Here is an 18,360-nt window from a genome sequence, read left to right as displayed (position 1 = left end):
AGCTAAGGCAAGTGCTCTGCTTTTTCTAGGACCCTAGGACCCTAGGACCCTAGGACCCTAGGACCCTAGGACCCTAGGACCCTAGGACCCTAGGACCTCTATCTACCCAATGAGGGGAGACATATGCGCCAACTGGATTTCGAAAAGTTAGACGTTTGGAAGCGTAGTTGTCGATTGTCTTGTGATGTTTATAAACAGATGGATAGTTGCAAGAACTTTGGGTTTAAAGACCAACTGACGATATCCATTGCGTCTAACATCGCCGAAGGGGAAGAGCGCGAAACCGCTAATGAGTCTGCAAGGTTTCTATATATTGCGAAAGGCTCTGCTGGCGAAGCGATCACCCAAATATACATTGGTATAGAAGCAGGCTTTATAGATAAACAAATTGGCTTAGCGCTAATAAAAGAAGCCAAAGAAATATCAGCCATGCTCGGCGCGTTAATCAAACGAAGAAAAGGTTCAGTACGCGAACCCTCTCCGGAATATAAATGAATAAACAGATCCTAGGGTAGAGCTAGGGCCTAGGATCCTAGGACCTTCGCTCTTACCTAGGACCTTTATCTTTTAACGATCCTGTTCTTAGCTCCTAGCTCTTTTCCTAGGACCTAGGACCTAGGATCCTAGGACCTAAAAAAACCATGGAAAATAATCAACTCTCGGTGAAGTATCCAACCGACGCCCAATTTCAACCTCCGGCTCCTGCCTCGGACGAAATCGACCTCCGCGAACTTTTCGCCGCCCTCTGGAAAGGCAAATGGATCATCATCGCTACCACATTCCTATTCGCAGTTGCTGGTGTGTTCTACGCACTTAGCTTGCCAAACATCTACAAAGCCGATGCGCTGCTGGCTCCGGCAGAAAGCAGCGGTGGTGGCCTTTCAAAAATGGCATCACAGTTTGGTGGGTTAGCAGCTTTGGCTGGGGTAAATCTGGGCGGTGGAGAATCCTCGCAAACTGGTATGGCCATCAAGGTGATGACATCCCGCGTATTTGTAGAAGACTTTGTCAATAAGCACGGGCTGCTAGTGCCGTTAATGGCAAGTAAAGACTGGAACCTAGCTTCAAACACCTTGGTGTATCATAAAGAACTCTATAATGCTGAAACTGGGCAATGGTTAAGAGAAGCAGAAGGGCTGCGTGGCCCAGAGCCTACCACTCAAGAAATCTATGAGCAGTTCATTAAAGAAGTGCTTTCAGTTAATGAAGATACAAAAACGGGTTTTGTTACCGTTTCTGTAAAGCATTATTCCCCTTATTTGGCGCAACAATGGTTGACTTGGATTATTGAAGATATCAACCAAGTGATGCGTGAGCGCTCCATAGAAGAAACAAAGAAAAACCTCGCATATTTAGATAAGCAGCTAGAAAAAACGGCGATTGCCGATATGCAAAGTACATTTTATAAACTGATTGAAGAACAAACTAAAAGTTTGATGCTGGCTGAGGTGCAAGATGAGTTTGTTTTTAAAGTAGTTGACCCTGCTGTAGTGCCAGAATTAAAAGCAGAGCCTAATAGGTTGATGATTATAGCATTATCTCTAATGGCAGGCTTTCTAGTTAGTGCTGCATATCTACTAGTAAAGTATGCAATTAAAAATATTTAACAAAACAAAAAATAGTAAATAATTTAAAGTTGGAGATAAAATGAAGTTTTCACTAGTGCTATGTACTATCGGCAGACTAAAAGAAGTAGAGGACTTTCTTAACTCGCTATTAAATCAAAAAGTCAACTATGAAATTATAATTGTAGATCAAAATGATTCAAATGAACTTAAGGAAAGGTTTGAAGAGAATTTTTCTTTCTTATGTGATAGAACAACATATTTAAAAGTAAAAGAAAAAGGTTTGTCTAAATCCAGGAATTTGGGCCTAAAATATGCATCTGGAGACATTGTCTGTTTTCCTGATGATGACTGTATATATTCAAATGATCTGCTTTTAAGAATTGAAGATTACTTCTTATCGAATGAAGTAGATGTGCTATCTATTAAGTCTGTCGGTAATGTTGAGTTTCTTAAAAATAGTGAAATCAAAGAACAAAGCAAAGTAACGAAATGTGGTATTTTCTCAAAAATAATATCGTATTCTATGTTTTTTAAAGCTGAAAGTATAAAAAATAAACGTTTTGATGAGAGGTTAGGGGTTGGTTCACAGTTCGGTTCGACTGAAGAGAGTGACTTTCTGTTATCGGTAATAAATGACGGGTACAGCGTAAAATATATACCTGACTTGAAGGTCTATCATCCGGAAAAAATAGAGGACTATAATAATTTAGAAAGAATGAAGTATTATAGTTTAGGCGTTGGTGCATTCTACAAAAAAAATATGAACGCTAATAATTTGAAGATAGCTCCGTTGATGATTAAGTCTTTTCTAGGACCATTGTGTGCTATGGTAATCTTTAAAGTACGGAGGAAAAAGAAGGAGTACAGTTGGTATAGAGAGATGTTTATTAGCAGGGCTTCTGGCTTCAAAAATTATGAGAAGTAAATATTCATTGTTGAAGAACTTCTCAGCATTGAGCGCCTTACAGCTATATGGTCTAATTCTTCCTTTTATCGTATATCCATATTTAATACGCACGGTTGGGCTCATTGCATATGGTGAGTTTGTTTTGTATCACTCAGTAGCAATGATTTTCGTTGTTACAGTTGCATATGGATTCGATATATCAGCCGTAAATCAAATTTCATCGGGTAAAGAAAAAAAATCACTAGTATTGGTACGTGTTATATATGCCAAATTTCTGATATTCTTGTCAATCTTACCAATAGCTCTTATATTTTTTATTATTATAGATGAACCTAATTATCTTCTTATATTCTCACTGGTGATATTTGTATTTTCAGAGATTCTTAATTTAAATTGGTTCTACCTTTCGATAGAGAAATCCCATATTAATCTTTATGCCAATGTGGTAATAAAAACTATCGCCAATGTGCTTATACTGATTTTTATTAATGGAAGCTCTGATATTTGGCTATATCCACTTTTACTCTCAATAGGAAACCTATCACTAGGTTTTTCTTTGCTTTTGTTTGCAAATTACAGAGTGGAGAAGCTTAGTTGCTATACAAGCTTTAGCTCTGTTCTAGGCATGATAAAAAAATCTAATCCATTTTATATATCTCGCCTTTTGGTTGTATGTAGAGAAAGAGTAGCTGCTATATTTATAGGTATTAGTTTAGGAGAGAAAGAAGTCGCATTCTATGATATTTGTCTAAAGATAGTGAACCTATTAATTACACCAATATCAGTATTGAATAGTGCAATATACCCAAAAGTGTCAAGAGATAGAAGTTATAGAATAGTTAAATTTTCTATTCTTCTTTCTACTTTATACTCTCTATTTTCAATTGTAATAATTGGTGTTTTAGGAAGTGATATTATCTATGTTCTATCAAGCGATGATGAACTTTCCGAAATGTCATTCTTGCTAACCTTAATGAGCTTATCATTAATCGCTCAGGTTTTTATATATTTCCTGGGTAACACATACCTTGTGGTTGAAGGACTTGATAGAGAGTTCAAATGGAGTGTTGTACTAAGTACTCTTGCCTATTTATTATATATAATTACCTTATACAAATTTAGTTTACTAGACCTTACCAATTCAATTAGTGGTCTGGTTCTATGCTACTTCATGACTGCAATACATAGAGTTTATTATCTCTTTCGGAAAAAAGATGACTAATTATAGAGAATTACTCGATAGTACTATGGTGCCTGATGAGGCCCTTAATACAATAAATAATGAGCGTTGGATAGACAGCAGTAAACTGATATGTTACGAACGAATTGATATAGTTGTTAAATTAATATATCTAGAATCTGTAGTTAAGGGGTTTAAATCAATATTCTTTGATGACTTATACAGAGAACATTTGGAATGTTTTTCAAATGGTAATATAAGTGAGCCTGGTAATGATAGGAAGAATGACTTTTTTAGTTTTGAAGAGTCTTTCTTAGAAACATATGAAAGTATTAAGGTTTCAGGCTTTGACGAAATAAAATCTCTCGTTCCAGTATCAAATGGGACCACAATAATACTTGATGGTGCTCATCGTACTACATGTGCTATTTATCTGAGGGAGAAAGTAAAAGTTATAGATGTGAATTCTCCTCCAAAAAAATTTGACGTGGGTTATTTTATAAGAGAAGGACTACCAGGTATATATATAGATCATATCTGTAAAAAATATATTGAGATGAGAGAGGATAAATCTTTTCATGCGATCTGTATATGGCCTGTGGGTTTCAATTTCTTGAAATCTATAGATAAAGAAATAAATGAGAATTTTGAAGTTATAAGGAAAAAAAGAATTAGTCTTAATAATAATGGAGCACATAACTTTTTGAGTCAAATTTATTCTCACGATGACTGGGTAGGAAATTATGAAAATGATTATCAAGGAGTGTCAACTAAAAGAGAAGCATGTTTTAAACGAAATAAATCCGAATTTATGTTGTATTTTGTAGAGTCTGATAAAGATTTAAAATATGTAACTGACTTTAAAAATAATCTAAGAAGTAAGTTTGGTTTTGGAAAGCACTTATTACATATCACTGATAATAATCAGGAAAGTAAGCAGATAGCGGAGCTATTATTAAACGAAAATAGCATTTCAATGTTAAACAATAGTTATCCTACTAAATCAAAAAGGTTTCAGGAAAAGTTGCATCTGTTCATAGAGCAGATTGAGATGAGTAACATTAGAAGAGATCAGGTTTGTATTATTGGTGGTGGTGTCCTGGCCGCATTAGGAATAAGAGATACACAAGACATTGACTATATTTATTCAGGAGATGACCCATGTTTAAATGGCGATTTTGATTTCAAAAATAAAGATTTTTCCAATTATAAATTTAGTGTGGATCAGATATTAAACTCTCCCGATAAACATTTCTATTACCTCGGGTTGAAGTTTTGTTCTCTAGAAATTGTCAGGGAATTGAAAACAGATAGAAGTGAACCGAAAGATATAGATGATATCAAGGCGATTGATATTTATCTATCTAATGAAAAGTCATTATTAGATTATTTTAATTTGAAGATTTTTTTGCTTAAAAGAGTTGTAAGACGAGGCATGATATCCATAAGGATCGGTGTTGGTAATGTTTTGAGGTTTCTGGGGATTATTGATGAAATTAAGAAAGTATTAGGTATGAAGTAATTTCCGAGTCGGCATATGTATAGGAATACGATACTAGGAGTTTTATATACAGTAATAATTACTGGTGTTTTATTTAATGTGTTTCATTCTTTAATTGGATTAGAAATGCTTTATAATGAAACTAATAGAGCGTTATTACTCACTCCATACTATATAATTACATTTTTAATGTTTATTATATTTTTGATTCTGGTTATAATTCAAGGAGGAAGGGATAGACTTGCATTATATTTTTCTTTCTTTATCTTAATGTCTGCAATTGTCTACTTTAAGGAACCTGATATCTCTTATGTGAAACGTGTTTTAGTATACATAACTCCCTTACTTTTTTTCCTGACGCTACTTTCATCTCGTAGGGATTATTCTGTTAGTATCTTTAGAGCCATTAAGTTGGCATTTTATTTATCGCTAGTATTCTCCTTTCTCCAATTGTTTTTTATTGAGCCTGCTCACCATGGAAGAATCAATGGTATTTTTCAAGGTCCTAACTCGTATGCCGTTTTCCTTATAGCGTTTTTAATGATATGTGTTACCAATAAGAGTTACAAATTAGGTGCGCTAAGTGTTATTTTAATTGTGTTGACTAAATCATCAACCTCTATTCTAATTCTTTTTTTAGCATGCATTATTCAATGGATGAACTGGAGGTCGTTAATTTTCTCTCTGATTATTTCAACTCTTATTTTTTATACTTTGATTAATGTTTATACTGTTGGGCAAAGCGAAACTATAGATAAAATAGTACTTATAGTTGAATATATTTCATCTCTAGATATCAGTGAATTAAAATACTTGTCTGAATTTAGCACCTCACTGGATATACCTAATGTAGATGAAAGGATAATAAGCCCTCTTAATAGAATTGTGCAGTTTAACTACTTTTTGTTTAACACATCAATTACAGAGTTGATTATCGGTTCCTACAATCCTAGGTTTTATGAAAGTTCCTTCTTAATGTATCTTTCTAACTTTGGGTTTTTTGGGTTGATCTTGTATTTATATTTCTTTTTTATAGCAAAGAGTTTTATATCTTCAAAGTTATCATCAAGTATATTTTGCGCAATGTTCATCCTCTCTGTTGTGGCATTGCCAATCTTTAGTCTTGCATTTAGTTCATGGCTCGTAATGTCATCTATTTATATTTCTATAATCTATTTTAGATGCGACTTAAATAAATGTAGAATGACTTGATTTCGGGTTTTACACTGACGATTTTAAATGGTTTTTAATATGAAATATGCTATAGACATCAGATGGATGATCGGCTCGTTTCGCGGTATGGGACGCTATGCGTGGCAGTTGATTGATCCAATTAAATCAGATACTAAAGCACTAGGACCTGCTGGTACTGAGCTGACTTCGCTAGCGTCTATTTATTCTGGCCACAGTTTTTTCCCGTATTGGGAACAAGTAGTCCAAGCGTTTCTAGTAAAAAGGGAGCGAGTAGAGTATTTGATTTGTCCTTATAATACAGGGCCAATATTTACACCTAGGGGTGTAAAAAGGGTTTTGGTAGTTCATGATCTCATCTATATGAAGCCTTTTGATGAACTTCCATTATCTATTTCTGTTTATCAAACGTTAGGCAGAATGTATCGTCGATTTATTGTGCCAAGAATTATTGAAAAGGCTGATTATATAATCGCAGTTTCTGAATTTACCAAGAAAGAAATACTAGAAAGATATAAGCCAAAGACAGAAGTGGTAGTGATTCCAAACTCTGTTTCTCCTGAATGGTTGGACTACGAAGTTAAACCACTTGAAAAAAGAATGGCGTACTTTATTACAGTAGCTGGAGAGGCTCCAAGCAAGAATCTGTCTCGATTGCTAGAGGCTTTTTCTTCATATGTCAATGAAACAAAAGATCCTTTCACATTGAAAGTGGTGGGTATCAACGCCCGTCACCATAGTAAGTTTGTCGCTATCTCAAAGGAACTTGGTGTAGAGCGATATGTAGAGTTTGTTGGCTACGTGACTAACGAACAGCTAATGTCACTGTACGGAAATGCTAAAGGCTTCATTTTTGCTTCTTTATTTGAAGGATTTGGTATTCCTTTGATAGAAGCTATGGCAACAGGTACTCCTATCGCCTGTAGTGACACGACTTCACTTCCCGAAGTTGTTGGAGACTGTGGATATCTCTTTTCTCCCTACAGCGTTGAAAGTATAAAAAACGGTTTTTTACACCTATCGCAATCGCATGAATTTCTAGAGTTAGGTGTTCGTCAAGGACTTTGTCGTATAGAGAAATATTCTGAGACATCAGTTGGTAATCAGTTCAAGGAATTTTGGTCGACCTTAGATGGAAAGTAGAAAAAAGATATTAGTAATTACCCCACGATTTCCATATCCAGTAATTGGCGGTGATAGACTCCGTATTTACGAAATATGTAAAGAGTTATCTAAAACATATGAAATAACTTTGGCTTCACTTTGTGAAACTCAAGCAGAAATGGAATATGTCACCCCTGATGATGGTGTCTTCTGTTCGGTTCACCGTGTTCTGCTGCCTAAGTGGAAGTCCTATCTTAATTGTTTGAGTGCACTTCCTACAAGTACTCCGCTGCAGGTGGCTTATTATTCTTCATTGAAGTTCGCCAAGCTAGTTAAAACACTGGCGAAAGACCATGACCTAGTACTGCCCCACTTAATCAGAACTGCTGGTTACGCTAAGGATCTAGATGTGCGTAAAGTTCTCGAAATGACGGATGCCATTTCGATGAATTACTTTAGAGTTTCTGAAACAAAGAACCATGCTGGTATAAAAGGTTTGATTTATAACGTAGAAAAAAACCGATTAAATTATTATGAGAAACTTGTTGCGAAATCTTTTGATTGTAATGTTCTTGTTTCGAAATTTGACCGGGATTTTTTATTCCAGAATGACAAGGCGCTATTCGAAAAATCATTGGTTTGCTCAAATGGTGTAGACATCGAAAAGCTGCCATTTGAGTTTTCTCCCAGTAAAAACTTCGTTGTGTTTATCGGTAATATGTACTCCGCGCAAAATATGGATGCAGCCTTATGGTTCGCAAGCGAAGCTATGCCTCTGCTAAGAGAGCATGGAGATTATACCTTCAAAGTCATAGGTAGGATAAAGCCAGAGAATGAACGGAAACTTAAAAGCTATGAGGGCGTTATGGTCACGGGTGCCGTTGATGATGTAGTGGATCACGCAAGGGGCGCCATTGCAGGTGTATGTCCAGTTAGGCTTGCTGCGGGGGTACAGAATAAAATTCTCGAATATATGGCATTGGGCCTGCCGACGATAACATCCAAGACCGGTTTAGAAGGGTTAGAAGCTAACTCTGGCTTAGATATATTGGTTGCCGATACGCCAACCGAAATTGTTCAGAGCATACTCCTCTTAGATAGTGATAAGCAGTTAGCAAAAAAAATAGCTCATAGTGCTAACCATTACGTCAAAGAACATCATTCCTGGTCCGGGAAATTACGCCCATTAAATGAAAAGATTAAAGAAATTCTGAGTTAGGATTATGTCAAAAATACTCCCTGTTATTATGGCTGGCGGATCTGGTTCGCGTTTATGGCCAATGTCTAGAACACATTACCCAAAGCAATTCTTATCATTGAATAGTAAAAATTCAATGCTCCAAGAAACGCTTCACCGACTTAATGATATTGACCATCTACCAGCTTCTATTATTTGTAATGAAGAGCATAGATTTCTGGTGGCTGAACAACTAAGAAGTGAGAATATTCCCTTTAGTAATATCATTTTAGAACCTTTCGGACGAAACACTGCTCCAGCCATTGCGTTGTCCGCTTTAAGTGCAATCAAGGAAAACATTGACCCAGTACTTCTGGTTTTGGCGGCAGACCATCTGATAAAGGATGTTGATACTTTTACAGCATCTGTTCAGTCTGCAAAGTCTCTTGCTGAACTAGGTAGACTTGTGACATTTGGCATTGTTCCAACTGTTCCAGAAACTGGCTACGGGTACATACATAGGGGCAATCCTGTAGAAGGCTTTCTCGGTGAGTTCGAAGCTTATGTTGTAGACTCTTTTGTTGAAAAGCCTAACTTTGAAACGGCCCAAAATTATTTGGCTACGGAAAATTACTACTGGAATAGTGGGATGTTTATGTTCAAAGCATCTCGTTATTTGGAAGAGCTCAAGAAATTCCGCCCTGACATTTTATCAGCCGTCGAAAAGGCTTTATCAACTTCCTCTAAAGACTTGTACTTCACGAGAGTCAACGAAAAAGCATTCCATGATTGCCCTGATGATTCGGTTGACTATGCAGTGATGGAGAACACAGATTCAGCGGTTGTTGTGCCAATGAGTGCCGGTTGGAGTGATATTGGTGCTTGGTCATCGCTTTGGGATGTGTCAGACAAAGACGCTGATCAGAATGTTGTCCGTGGTGATGTTATTGCAGAACAGAGCAAGCGTTGTTACATCAATGCTCCAGAACGACTTGTGGCGGCTGTTGGACTCGAAGATTTAATTATTGTTGATACGAAAGACTCTGTCCTCGTTGCACATAGAGATTCTGTCCAAGATGTTAAAAACGTTGTTAACAAACTTAAAGCAGATGACCGCTCAGAGTTTTTACACCATCGCGTTGTTTATCGCCCATGGGGTAATCACGATCATATTGCAGAAGGCTCTCGGTACCACGTAAAGAAAGTGACTGTTCGCCCCGGTGAAAAAACGGCGACTCAAGTTCATTACCATCGAGCAGAGCATTGGATAGTCGTTTCTGGTACCGCAAAAGTCACTAACGGCGAAGACGTTTATTTGGTTTCAGAGAATGAGTCAACATATATCCCAATTGGTAACCCTCATTCATTTGAAAATCCAGGTGTCGTTGATTTGGAAATTATCGAAGTTCGTACGGGCGCCTATTTAGGGGAAGATGACATCAAGCGTATTGGTTGTGAAGGTGAAGGTTACTAAGAGGCAGAATATGTTATTGGCTAGTTCAAATATTATTCAAAAATCAGGTATACAATTTGGTACAAGCGGTGCCAGAGGTTTGGTAGAGCAATTTACTTTTGAAGCGTGTGCGGCTTTCACACATGCGTTTGTCTCTTCTATTCGCAGTCAGTTTGAGTTTGATTCGGTCGCCATCGCGATAGATAACCGACCTAGCAGCCCTCAAATGGCCAAAGCCATTTTTCGCGCGGTAAAAGATATGGGGCTAAAGCCAATTTATTATGGCGTTGTTCCAACACCAGCACTGGCATATGTCGCTATGCAAGATGGAATGCCCTCTATTATGGTAACAGGTAGCCATATTCCATTTGACCGTAATGGCTTAAAGTTCTATCGCCCAGATGGCGAAATAACGAAAAGCGATGAACAAGCCATTTTGAAAGCGAATGTAGAGTTCACCCTCTCAGCCGACGAACCAGAACTGGTCGTCTCTTCGAAAGCAGCAAAAGCGTACATAGAACGTAGTGTTTCTCTTTTTGATGAGCAGTTTCTTAAAGGAAGACGCATTGGTATCTACGAGCATTCGAGTGCAGGGCGAGATCTGTATGCTCAGATGTTTGAAAGCTTAGGCGCTCAAGTTATTCCACTGGAACGTAGTGACCATTTTGTCCCAATTGATACGGAAGCGGTATCAGAATCAGACAAACTAAAAGCCTTAAAATGGTCCGAAGAGCACGATCTGGACTTTATTTTCTCGACAGATGGTGATGGTGACAGGCCATTAGTGTCAGATCAGAAAGGGAACTGGCTGAGAGGTGATGTTCTGGGATTACTGTGCGCAAAAGAGTTAGGTATTGATGCATTGGCGTTACCCGTCAGCTGTAACACAGCGGCAGAGCTTTCCGGTGAATTTGCACATGCTTCGCGCACTAAGATTGGCTCACCTTATGTGATTGCTGAGTTTGATAACTTAGCTAAGAAATATCGCAATGTCGCTGGCTTTGAAGCTAATGGTGGCTTCCTACTGGGCTCTGACGTTTCATTTAACGGTTCTGTTGTTAAAGCGCTTCCAACGCGAGATGCTGTTCTGCCTGCACTGATGCTGCTATCAGCATCGAAACAAACACCGATATCGGAATTGGTCTCGTCACTTCCTAAAAGGTATACACACAGTGATCGTATCCAGAATTTTGCGACAGAAAAGAGTCTAGCGATACTGGAGAAAGCCAAACAAGAACCTGAAGATTTTCTCAAATCTTTGTCATTCGAGAGTACGAATGTTGAGTTAGTGGATCTGACCGATGGGCTTAGAATGACGCTGATTAATGGAGACATTATTCACTTCAGGCCTTCTGGCAATGCCCCAGAACTGCGTTGTTACGCAGAGTCTGAATCCGAAATTCGAGCCCAGATAATCGTTAATCAAGCGCTGGAGAATATCCAAGCGATTAGCTTTGATTAGAGCTCTGTGCTGTAAATAGACTTATATCGCCTTAAAAGATAGGTCCTAGGAAAAGAAGATCTTAGGGCCTAGGACCTATTCCCCCCTAGGACCTTTATTAAAAATGATTAAAAAATGCCTATTCCCCGCAGCTGGCTACGGGACACGTTTTTTGCCAGCCACCAAATCCATGCCAAAAGAAATGATGCCTATCGTTAACAAACCGCTGATTGAATACGGTGTTGATGAAGCCATTCAAGCTGGCATGACGGATATGTGTATTGTTACCGGCCGTGGCAAACATTCTCTGATGGACCATTTCGATAAAAACTACGAACTGGAACATCAAATTTCGGGTACCAGTAAAGAAGCTTTGCTGACCGATATCCGTGAAGTCATCGATTCCGCCAACTTCACTTACATTCGCCAACGTGAAATGAAAGGCTTGGGTCACGCTATTTTAACTGGCCGTGAACTGGTGGGTGATAACCCATTCGCGGTTGTGCTGGCAGATGACCTTTGCATTAACCTCGAGCAAGGCGTGCTGGCGCAAATGACCGCACTATATAAGCAATTCCGTTGCTCGATTGTCGCGGTTGAAGAAGTGCCAGCGGAAGATGCGCACAAATATGGTGTGATCGCTGGTGAAGCGCTGACAGATAACCTTATTCGCGTAACTGACATGGTTGAAAAGCCAGCGCCAGGCACTGAGCCTAGTAACCTTGCGATTATCGGCCGTTACATCCTGACCCCGGATATTTTCGACATCATCGAGAAAACGGAACCCGGCAAAGGCGGCGAAATTCAAATTACGGATGCCTTGCTGGAACAAGCCAAAACCGGTTGCGTGCTGGCCTACAAATTCAAAGGTAAACGTTTTGATTGCGGCAGTGTAGAAGGCTTTATTGAAGCGACGAACTACTGCTTTGAGAATGTTTATCAAAGATAGGGCCTAGGGGAAGAGCGAGGTACTAGGGAAAATAGGTCCTAGGATCCTAGGTAAGAGCAAGAGCCTAGGGGAAGAGCAAGGTCCTATAAAGGGCTAGAGCTAGGACGAGGTTATGAACGAATCTCTCTAGGACCTAGGACCTAGGACCTAGGACCTAGGACCTAAAACCTTTATTCCCAGTAATTTCCCCGCAATACCTACGCTTTGTTTATAACTTCCTAGAACCCTAGGACCCTAAAACCCCAAAACGTTAAACCCAACCATATAGGCATCCGCCTTTGCTTTACCTGAAATAGTGAGCTCCACAATGTCTTTGCCAATTCTTTCTACATTTATGTTTTCGTTTGTGCTGCTTTTCATTTTCCGAAAAGTCGCCAAGCGAGTTAATTTAGTTGATAAACCGAATGCGCGTAAGTTGCACACGGGCGCTATCCCTTTGGTGGGGGGCGTGTCTATCTATGCCGCGATTTTCCTTACAACAATGTTGTACCTTGATAAGGACTTTTCTGATTGGCTGTTTTTGGCCTGCGGGGCTGTGTTGATTGTTATCGGTGTGCTGGATGATAAGTTCGATATCAGCTTTAAAGTGCGTTTGTTTGTGCAGGCAGGTATCTCGCTGGCGATGATTTTCACCGCCAATGTGAGTTTGGAAAGCTTGGGCAGCATTGCGGGTAACGTGCCAGTAGCCTTGCCTGCTTGGGTAAGTTATGCGGTGACTGTGGTAGCAGTGATTGGTGCCATTAACGCCTTTAATATGGTGGACGGGATTGATGGCCTGCTCGGTGGCTTGGCGTCTGTCACCTTTGCGGCGTTGGCGTTTATGTTTTATCTCGGTGGTAACACAGAACTGGCCATTAACTGTTTGATGTTTATCGCTGCTTTGGTGCCTTATGTACTGCTGAACCTGGGTATTCCGCTAGGGCCACGTTTTAAGATCTTTATGGGTGATGCGGGCAGCATGCTGATTGGCTTTACTGTGGTGTGGTTCTTGATTCGCGGCTCTCAGCCCGATCATTCTACTTACATTAAACCAGTGACAGCGCTGTGGTTTATCGCATTGCCACTCATGGATATGGCGACCATTATGGTGCGCCGTGTTCGCAAAGGACAGTCGCCGTTTAAACCTGACCGTGAGCACCTGCATCATATCTGTCAGCGAATTGGTTTATCGCCACGCATGACGTTGGTGTTTATTTGTGGCTTGGCGTCGCTGTTTGCGCTTGTTGGTGTGCTCGGCGAGTTAAACATGGTCAGTGAAACCAAAATGTTTGTCGGTTTCCTTGTCCTGTTCAGTGTGTACTTTGGTGTGATTAGCCATATCTTCCGCATTACGGCAAAGGTGCGGAGCTGGCTCGGTAAATCACCGTTAGTGGAAGAGGTCGCTTAGTTTCTTCCTCGCGAATACATACGGCAAATAGCAAAGACATAACAAAGGGCGATGGGAAACCATCGCCCTTTGTTTTTTATACGGAAAAAGTGATAAGTTGCCTTCCGTAATCCGTAATCCGTAATCCGTAATCCGTAATCCGTAATCCGTAATCCGTAATCCGTAATCCGTAATCCGGCTACCTGTTTTTTAGGAATCATTTTTAACCCATGTCATTTTCATCGCTCAGGTTTGGTCTGTATTTTTTTGCGATAGGTTTCCTCGCCTTAGCGATGCTGTCACTCTTTACAGGCTTTGGCCTCAAGCAGCTTTCTATCGAAGGTAAAACTTTCTTTTGGGGAAACGGCGATTTGCTGTTCCACTTTGGGTTGTTTTACCTCAGTGGTGTGCTGCTATTTCCACTGCAACTTCACGTGAAAGTGCTCTCGTTTACTTTTTTACTGCTGGTTGCTATTGCATCTGAATATGTACAGGCACATTTGATACCTGGCAGATCGGGCAGTTTGCTCGACGCGTTAGTGAATGTTTTTGCTTTGTTTTCTGCCATGGTGACGCTCAGTGTTGCCCACCGTCGGGCGAAACGTTCATCTTCTATACTCTGAATAATAAGAAAAGTGTCATTGTTGATACTTAACCTGAAGCGAATGACGCATTTTGCTTTAGGGATAAAAAGGGGATGGGCGGTAGATGAAGGTAGCGGTCGTCGGTACAGGTTATGTTGGTCTTTCAAATGCGATGCTGCTTGCGCAACATAACGAGGTCGTTGCGGTCGATATTCTTCAAGAAAAGGTGGATTTACTCAATCAAGGCCAGTCTCCCATTTCTGATCGCGAGATAGAACAGTTTCTGCAAAATCCCGAACTTAGCTTCTATGCCACCACGGAGGCCGAAACAGCCTATAACTGGGCGGAGCTTGTTTTGGTGGCCACTCCCACAGATTACGATCCTGAAACCAACTTCTTTGATACCAGCTCTGTGGAGTCTGTCGTCGCTGATATTCTGTCAGTGAACCCTTCCATCACCATTGTCATTAAATCAACAGTTCCTGTTGGCTTTACTGATTCTCTTAGAAAACAGCACCGGGCTGACAATATCTTGTTCTCGCCCGAATTTTTGAGGGAAGGACGGGCGCTTTATGACAACCTCTATCCTTCCCGAATCATCGTGGGTGATTTTTCTGATCAGGCTAAAGCGTATGCAGCGTTAATGAACCAAGGCGCACTGGCTGACAATGTTCAAACTCTCTTTGTTCATTCGACAGAAGCGGAAGCGGTCAAGCTTTTCTCCAACACATATCTTGCAATGCGCGTGGCGTATTTTAATGAGCTGGACTCTTACGCAGAATCGCTGGGGCTGAATTCCAAAGAGATTATTGAAGGCGTGTGTCTGGACCCGCGAATTGGCAATCACTACAACAATCCCTCTTTTGGCTACGGAGGTTACTGTTTACCGAAAGATACCAAGCAGCTGCTTGCCAACTATCAATCTGTACCCAATAACATTATTGGTGCCATTGTTGATGCGAATCGCACGCGGAAAGACTTTATCGCCACGTCCATTTTAAAGAGAAAACCCAAAGTGGTGGGGATCTACCGGCTGATCATGAAATCAGGCTCGGATAACTTTCGTGCCTCTTCCATTCTGGGGGTGATGAAAAGAATCAAGGCCAAAGGTATTGAAGTGATTGTCTATGAGCCCGTGCTGAACGAAGACGTGTTGTTTAACTCTCAGGTTGTCAAAGACCTTTCTGAGTTTAAAGCCCGTGCGGACATCATTGTCTCCAACCGATTGGACGATGCCCTGAAAGGCGTTGAGAACAAGGTGTACACACGGGATCTTTTTGGTTCTGACTGAACCTAACCTTCTTGTTGGTAGCTTAAGCTGTCTTTCTTGAACAGACGACGGAAGAAGGTCAGCAATCTCCATACGTAGGCTAATGCCAGATAGTAGATGCCGAATAACCCGAGAAACAGACCGAACATGATGTATTCGGGAATCGCAAGGTTCTCCCCGATAATGCCGATGGCGGCAAAGGTCAGCGCAATCGTGCAAATCGCGGTGAGCGTTTGATGGGAGTTCAAGCCGGCTCGCTGAAAGATATGGTGCAAATGTTCCCTGTCTGGCTTAAACGGCGAATCACCTCTCTTCACTCTTCTTACCATAATGGCAGCCATGTCCATCAGTGGCAGTGCGATAAGCCAGAGCGCTGTCACGGGTCGCATCACCGCTTGCTCTTTCACCTGTGTGGCTTCAAGCAGTAACCAAATCGCAGTAAAGCCAATCACCATCGAGCCTGAATCGCCCATAAAGACTTTACGTTTTTTGCCGAACAACCCAAGGTTCATTATCACGTAAGGGATAAGCGTACTAATGAGGGCAATACATATGCCCGCAAGCGCCGTTTGACCACTGGAAGAGAAAAGGTAAGCAAGCGCACCAAAGGTCACGACAGAAAGCCCGCCCAATAACCCATCAATGCCATCCACCATATTGAACGCGTTGATAGCGCCCAATACCGCCAGCACAGTAATGATATAGCCCAAGAATCCAAAGGAAATACTACCGACGCCAATAAGATCGCCGAGATAGGTTATCTTTAGGCCGATAATCGTCATCATAATGATGGAAAGGCATATTTGGACGAAGAAGCGGATCTTGTAGCTGATATCAAATTTGTCATCCAGCACGCCCACAAAAGTGAGGATGCTAAGACAGGCGAGGATTTGAAGCCAAGAAGTGTTAGGGTCAGTAAAGAAAACTAAATAGACACACAGGCTGCTGAATACAGTAAGACCGCCGACTAAAGGAATCGCTCCTATGTGCTGTTTTCTCTCGTTAGGCTTATCGACTAAGCCAACGGGGTGTGCGACCTTCCTGAATATGTAGAGTGTTATAAAGGAAAGGACAGATATTCCTATGTATGGAGTTAACATCCTTATCACCAACATTTGCTTGCCGATTGACGTTTAAGCGACACCATGTGGTTGTTTTAATGTGGGTCGCGATGGACTTTGTTATTGGATAAATCGGCGAAATTTTGATTGAAGGTGACGCTGATGCATATACTGGTGTTTATAAAATGCGACAGAGTGTCAATATATTGACTAACATCAGAGGGGTTGTTAATGAATGTTGTTTGGGGAGAGGTTTTGTTGCGTTTAATGTTTGCCTGGCGGCGGACCCTGAAGAAGCTACATAGCAAAGTCGTTGGGTTTTGTTGATTGGTATTGCGTTGATCCTATTCAAGGAATTTATAAGGAAAAGACGTTATCAAAGTGACACGACTTCTGGTTGAGTCTTGCGGTAAGTGCAAAAGCAACGGCAGAGGCGTTTTTAGTGCCCTAAGAATTGCTCGGTTTGACCTTGAATTCCGTGTATATTGTGGCCCCAGCACCACGATAAACTACAACACCAAAGAGAGTTATCAGTGAAATTACTTATTACAGGTGGCGCGGGCTTTATAGGTTCTGCAGTTGTTAGGCATATTATTGAAAATACAGGCAATAGTGTCGTCAATGTTGACAAGCTGACTTACGCGGGAAATTTAGAATCCCTGACGAGTGTTGCCGAAAATGAGCGCTATTCATTTGAGCACGGCGATATTTGTGACCGTGCCTTTCTGGAAAAGGTCTTCGACATTCATCAACCTGATGCGATTATGCATTTGGCTGCGGAAAGCCATGTGGACCGATCCATTGATGGCCCATCAGAGTTTATTGAGACCAATATTGTCGGCACATATACACTTCTGGAAGTGAGCCGTAAGTACTGGAACAACATGGATGCTAGCCGTCGGGAAGTATTTCGTTTTCATCATATTTCTACTGATGAGGTATATGGTGATTTAGATGGTACCGATGCGTTGTTCACCGAATCGACGCCATATGCTCCAAGCAGCCCTTACTCTGCGTCAAAAGCGTCAAGTGACCATCTTGTCCGTGCTTGGTACCGGACATATGGTCTACCTGTTTTGATCACTAATTGTTCAAACAATTATGGTCCATATCATTTCCCTGAAAAGCTCATCCCTTTAGTGATTCTGAATGCTATCGAAGGCAATGCTTTGCCAGTTTACGGTGATGGGAGCCAAATTAGGGACTGGCTTTTTGTTGAAGATCATGCAAGAGCGCTATATAGCGTTGTAACAAAAGGTGTAGTTGGTGAAACTTACAACATTGGTGGTCACAACGAAAAGACGAATTTGGAAGTCGTGACGTCGATTTGTGATTTGTTGACTGAAATGAATGTGCCATTACCAGCAGGATTGGATGCATTTAGAGATCTTATCACCTTTGTTCCAGACCGACCTGGACATGACCTGAGATATGCGATTGATGCTTCCAAGATTGAGCAGCAACTGGGGTGGACACCGCAGGAAACCTTTGAAACTGGCCTTAGAAAAACAGTTCAGTGGTATCTCAAAAATTCAAATTGGTGGGAACGAGTTCTAGATGGGTCTTATTCAAGACAACGTTTGGGAAATATCTGAGCTGAAAAGGACA

Annotated in this window: 15 protein-coding genes; 14 read left to right on the top strand and 1 reads right to left on the bottom strand. The window is 40.7% G+C overall.

The features are described 5' to 3' along the window. Positions 1-123: 123 nt before the first annotated feature. The 13 genes from D515_RS02055 to D515_RS01990 all read left to right on the top strand — a co-directional run bounded on the left by D515_RS02055 (position 124) and on the right by D515_RS01990 (position 15,712). Entirely contained in the window at positions 124-495 is a 372-nt protein-coding gene (locus D515_RS02055; RefSeq protein ID WP_002535590.1) for a four helix bundle protein, read from the top strand. 146 nt (positions 496-641) lie between these two features. Next, on the top strand, positions 642-1,607 hold the full coding sequence (locus D515_RS02050; protein WP_002535589.1) for a Wzz/FepE/Etk N-terminal domain-containing protein: 966 nt from the start codon (positions 642-644) through the stop codon (positions 1,605-1,607). Positions 1,608-1,647: 40 nt separating this feature from the next. Beyond that, positions 1,648-2,493 carry a glycosyltransferase family 2 protein gene (locus tag D515_RS02045; protein WP_002535588.1) on the top strand — a complete coding sequence of 282 codons (846 nt, stop codon included), beginning with the start codon at positions 1,648-1,650 and terminating at the stop codon, positions 2,491-2,493. Positions 2,494-2,500: 7 nt separating this feature from the next. Continuing rightward, positions 2,501-3,697, top strand: a complete 1,197-nt coding sequence (locus D515_RS02040) for an oligosaccharide flippase family protein (RefSeq protein ID WP_160167783.1) — start codon at positions 2,501-2,503, stop codon at positions 3,695-3,697. Beyond that, a complete protein-coding gene (locus tag D515_RS02035; RefSeq protein ID WP_002535586.1) occupies positions 3,690-5,177 on the top strand; it encodes a hypothetical protein in 1,488 nt (495 codons plus the stop codon). The genes D515_RS02040 and D515_RS02035 overlap by 8 nt, the downstream gene beginning before the upstream one ends. A gap of 1,230 nt (positions 5,178-6,407) precedes the next feature. Then, positions 6,408-7,490 carry a glycosyltransferase family 4 protein gene (locus D515_RS02025; protein ID WP_039849491.1) on the top strand — a complete coding sequence of 361 codons (1,083 nt, stop codon included), beginning with the start codon at positions 6,408-6,410 and terminating at the stop codon, positions 7,488-7,490. Continuing rightward, complete coding sequence (locus D515_RS02020) at positions 7,480-8,670, top strand: glycosyltransferase family 4 protein (protein ID WP_002535584.1); 1,191 nt, start codon at positions 7,480-7,482, stop codon at positions 8,668-8,670. Before D515_RS02025 ends, D515_RS02020 begins: the two co-directional genes overlap by 11 nt. Positions 8,671-8,674: 4 nt before the next feature. Then, positions 8,675-10,102, top strand: a complete 1,428-nt coding sequence (locus D515_RS02015; protein WP_002535583.1) for a mannose-1-phosphate guanylyltransferase/mannose-6-phosphate isomerase — start codon at positions 8,675-8,677, stop codon at positions 10,100-10,102. Positions 10,103-10,112: 10 nt separating this feature from the next. Further along, complete coding sequence (locus D515_RS02010; protein ID WP_002535582.1) at positions 10,113-11,543, top strand: phosphomannomutase; 1,431 nt, start codon at positions 10,113-10,115, stop codon at positions 11,541-11,543. 103 nt (positions 11,544-11,646) lie between these two features. Then, complete coding sequence (galU, locus tag D515_RS02005; RefSeq protein WP_002535580.1) at positions 11,647-12,471, top strand: UTP--glucose-1-phosphate uridylyltransferase GalU; 825 nt, start codon at positions 11,647-11,649, stop codon at positions 12,469-12,471. A gap of 307 nt (positions 12,472-12,778) precedes the next feature. Further along, complete coding sequence (gene wecA / locus D515_RS02000) at positions 12,779-13,858, top strand: UDP-N-acetylglucosamine--undecaprenyl-phosphate N-acetylglucosaminephosphotransferase (RefSeq protein WP_002535579.1); 1,080 nt, start codon at positions 12,779-12,781, stop codon at positions 13,856-13,858. Between the two features lie 209 nt (positions 13,859-14,067). After that, positions 14,068-14,460 carry a hypothetical protein gene (locus D515_RS01995; protein ID WP_039849490.1) on the top strand — a complete coding sequence of 131 codons (393 nt, stop codon included), beginning with the start codon at positions 14,068-14,070 and terminating at the stop codon, positions 14,458-14,460. Positions 14,461-14,545: 85 nt separating this feature from the next. Next, the gene (locus tag D515_RS01990; RefSeq protein ID WP_002535577.1) at positions 14,546-15,712 is read left to right on the top strand and encodes a nucleotide sugar dehydrogenase; all 1,167 of its coding nucleotides are present in this window, start codon (positions 14,546-14,548) and stop codon (positions 15,710-15,712) included. A 2-nt stretch (positions 15,713-15,714) separates the two neighbouring features. Here D515_RS01990 and wecA (D515_RS01985) read toward each other — a convergent pair whose 3' ends face one another. Further along, positions 15,715-16,791: a UDP-N-acetylglucosamine--undecaprenyl-phosphate N-acetylglucosaminephosphotransferase gene (gene wecA, locus D515_RS01985; protein WP_039849487.1), complete on the bottom strand. Its 1,077-nt coding sequence runs from the start codon at positions 16,789-16,791 to the stop codon at positions 15,715-15,717. A gap of 494 nt (positions 16,792-17,285) precedes the next feature. Between wecA (D515_RS01985) and rfbB the strand changes: the two genes are divergently transcribed. Further along, on the top strand, positions 17,286-18,347 hold the full coding sequence (rfbB, locus tag D515_RS01980) for a dTDP-glucose 4,6-dehydratase (protein ID WP_039849485.1): 1,062 nt from the start codon (positions 17,286-17,288) through the stop codon (positions 18,345-18,347). Positions 18,348-18,360: the final 13 nt, after the last annotated feature.

This window comes from Grimontia indica, assembly GCF_000333895.2.
Classification (GTDB): domain Bacteria; phylum Pseudomonadota; class Gammaproteobacteria; order Enterobacterales; family Vibrionaceae; genus Enterovibrio; species Enterovibrio indicus.
Note: the sequence above shows the minus strand (reverse complement) of the source record. Positions and strands in the feature narration are given on the sequence as shown.

What these genes read in the sequence shown, in the direction of transcription:
- D515_RS02055 (WP_002535590.1), top strand. Translation starts at nt 124, where the DNA reads ATGCGCCAACTGGATTTCGAAAAGTTAGACGTTTGGAAGCGTAGTTGT.
- D515_RS02050 (WP_002535589.1), top strand. Translation starts at nt 642, where the DNA reads ATGGAAAATAATCAACTCTCGGTGAAGTATCCAACCGACGCCCAATTT.
- D515_RS02045 (WP_002535588.1), top strand. Translation starts at nt 1,648, where the DNA reads ATGAAGTTTTCACTAGTGCTATGTACTATCGGCAGACTAAAAGAAGTA.
- D515_RS02035 (WP_002535586.1), top strand. Translation starts at nt 3,690, where the DNA reads ATGACTAATTATAGAGAATTACTCGATAGTACTATGGTGCCTGATGAG.
- D515_RS02025 (WP_039849491.1), top strand. Translation starts at nt 6,408, where the DNA reads ATGAAATATGCTATAGACATCAGATGGATGATCGGCTCGTTTCGCGGT.
- D515_RS02020 (WP_002535584.1), top strand. Translation starts at nt 7,480, where the DNA reads ATGGAAAGTAGAAAAAAGATATTAGTAATTACCCCACGATTTCCATAT.
- D515_RS02015 (WP_002535583.1), top strand. Translation starts at nt 8,675, where the DNA reads ATGTCAAAAATACTCCCTGTTATTATGGCTGGCGGATCTGGTTCGCGT.
- D515_RS02010 (WP_002535582.1), top strand. Translation starts at nt 10,113, where the DNA reads ATGTTATTGGCTAGTTCAAATATTATTCAAAAATCAGGTATACAATTT.
- galU (WP_002535580.1), top strand. Translation starts at nt 11,647, where the DNA reads ATGATTAAAAAATGCCTATTCCCCGCAGCTGGCTACGGGACACGTTTT.
- wecA (WP_002535579.1), top strand. Translation starts at nt 12,779, where the DNA reads ATGTCTTTGCCAATTCTTTCTACATTTATGTTTTCGTTTGTGCTGCTT.
- D515_RS01995 (WP_039849490.1), top strand. Translation starts at nt 14,068, where the DNA reads ATGTCATTTTCATCGCTCAGGTTTGGTCTGTATTTTTTTGCGATAGGT.
- D515_RS01990 (WP_002535577.1), top strand. Translation starts at nt 14,546, where the DNA reads ATGAAGGTAGCGGTCGTCGGTACAGGTTATGTTGGTCTTTCAAATGCG.
- wecA (WP_039849487.1), bottom strand. Translation starts at nt 16,791, where the DNA reads ATGTTAACTCCATACATAGGAATATCTGTCCTTTCCTTTATAACACTC.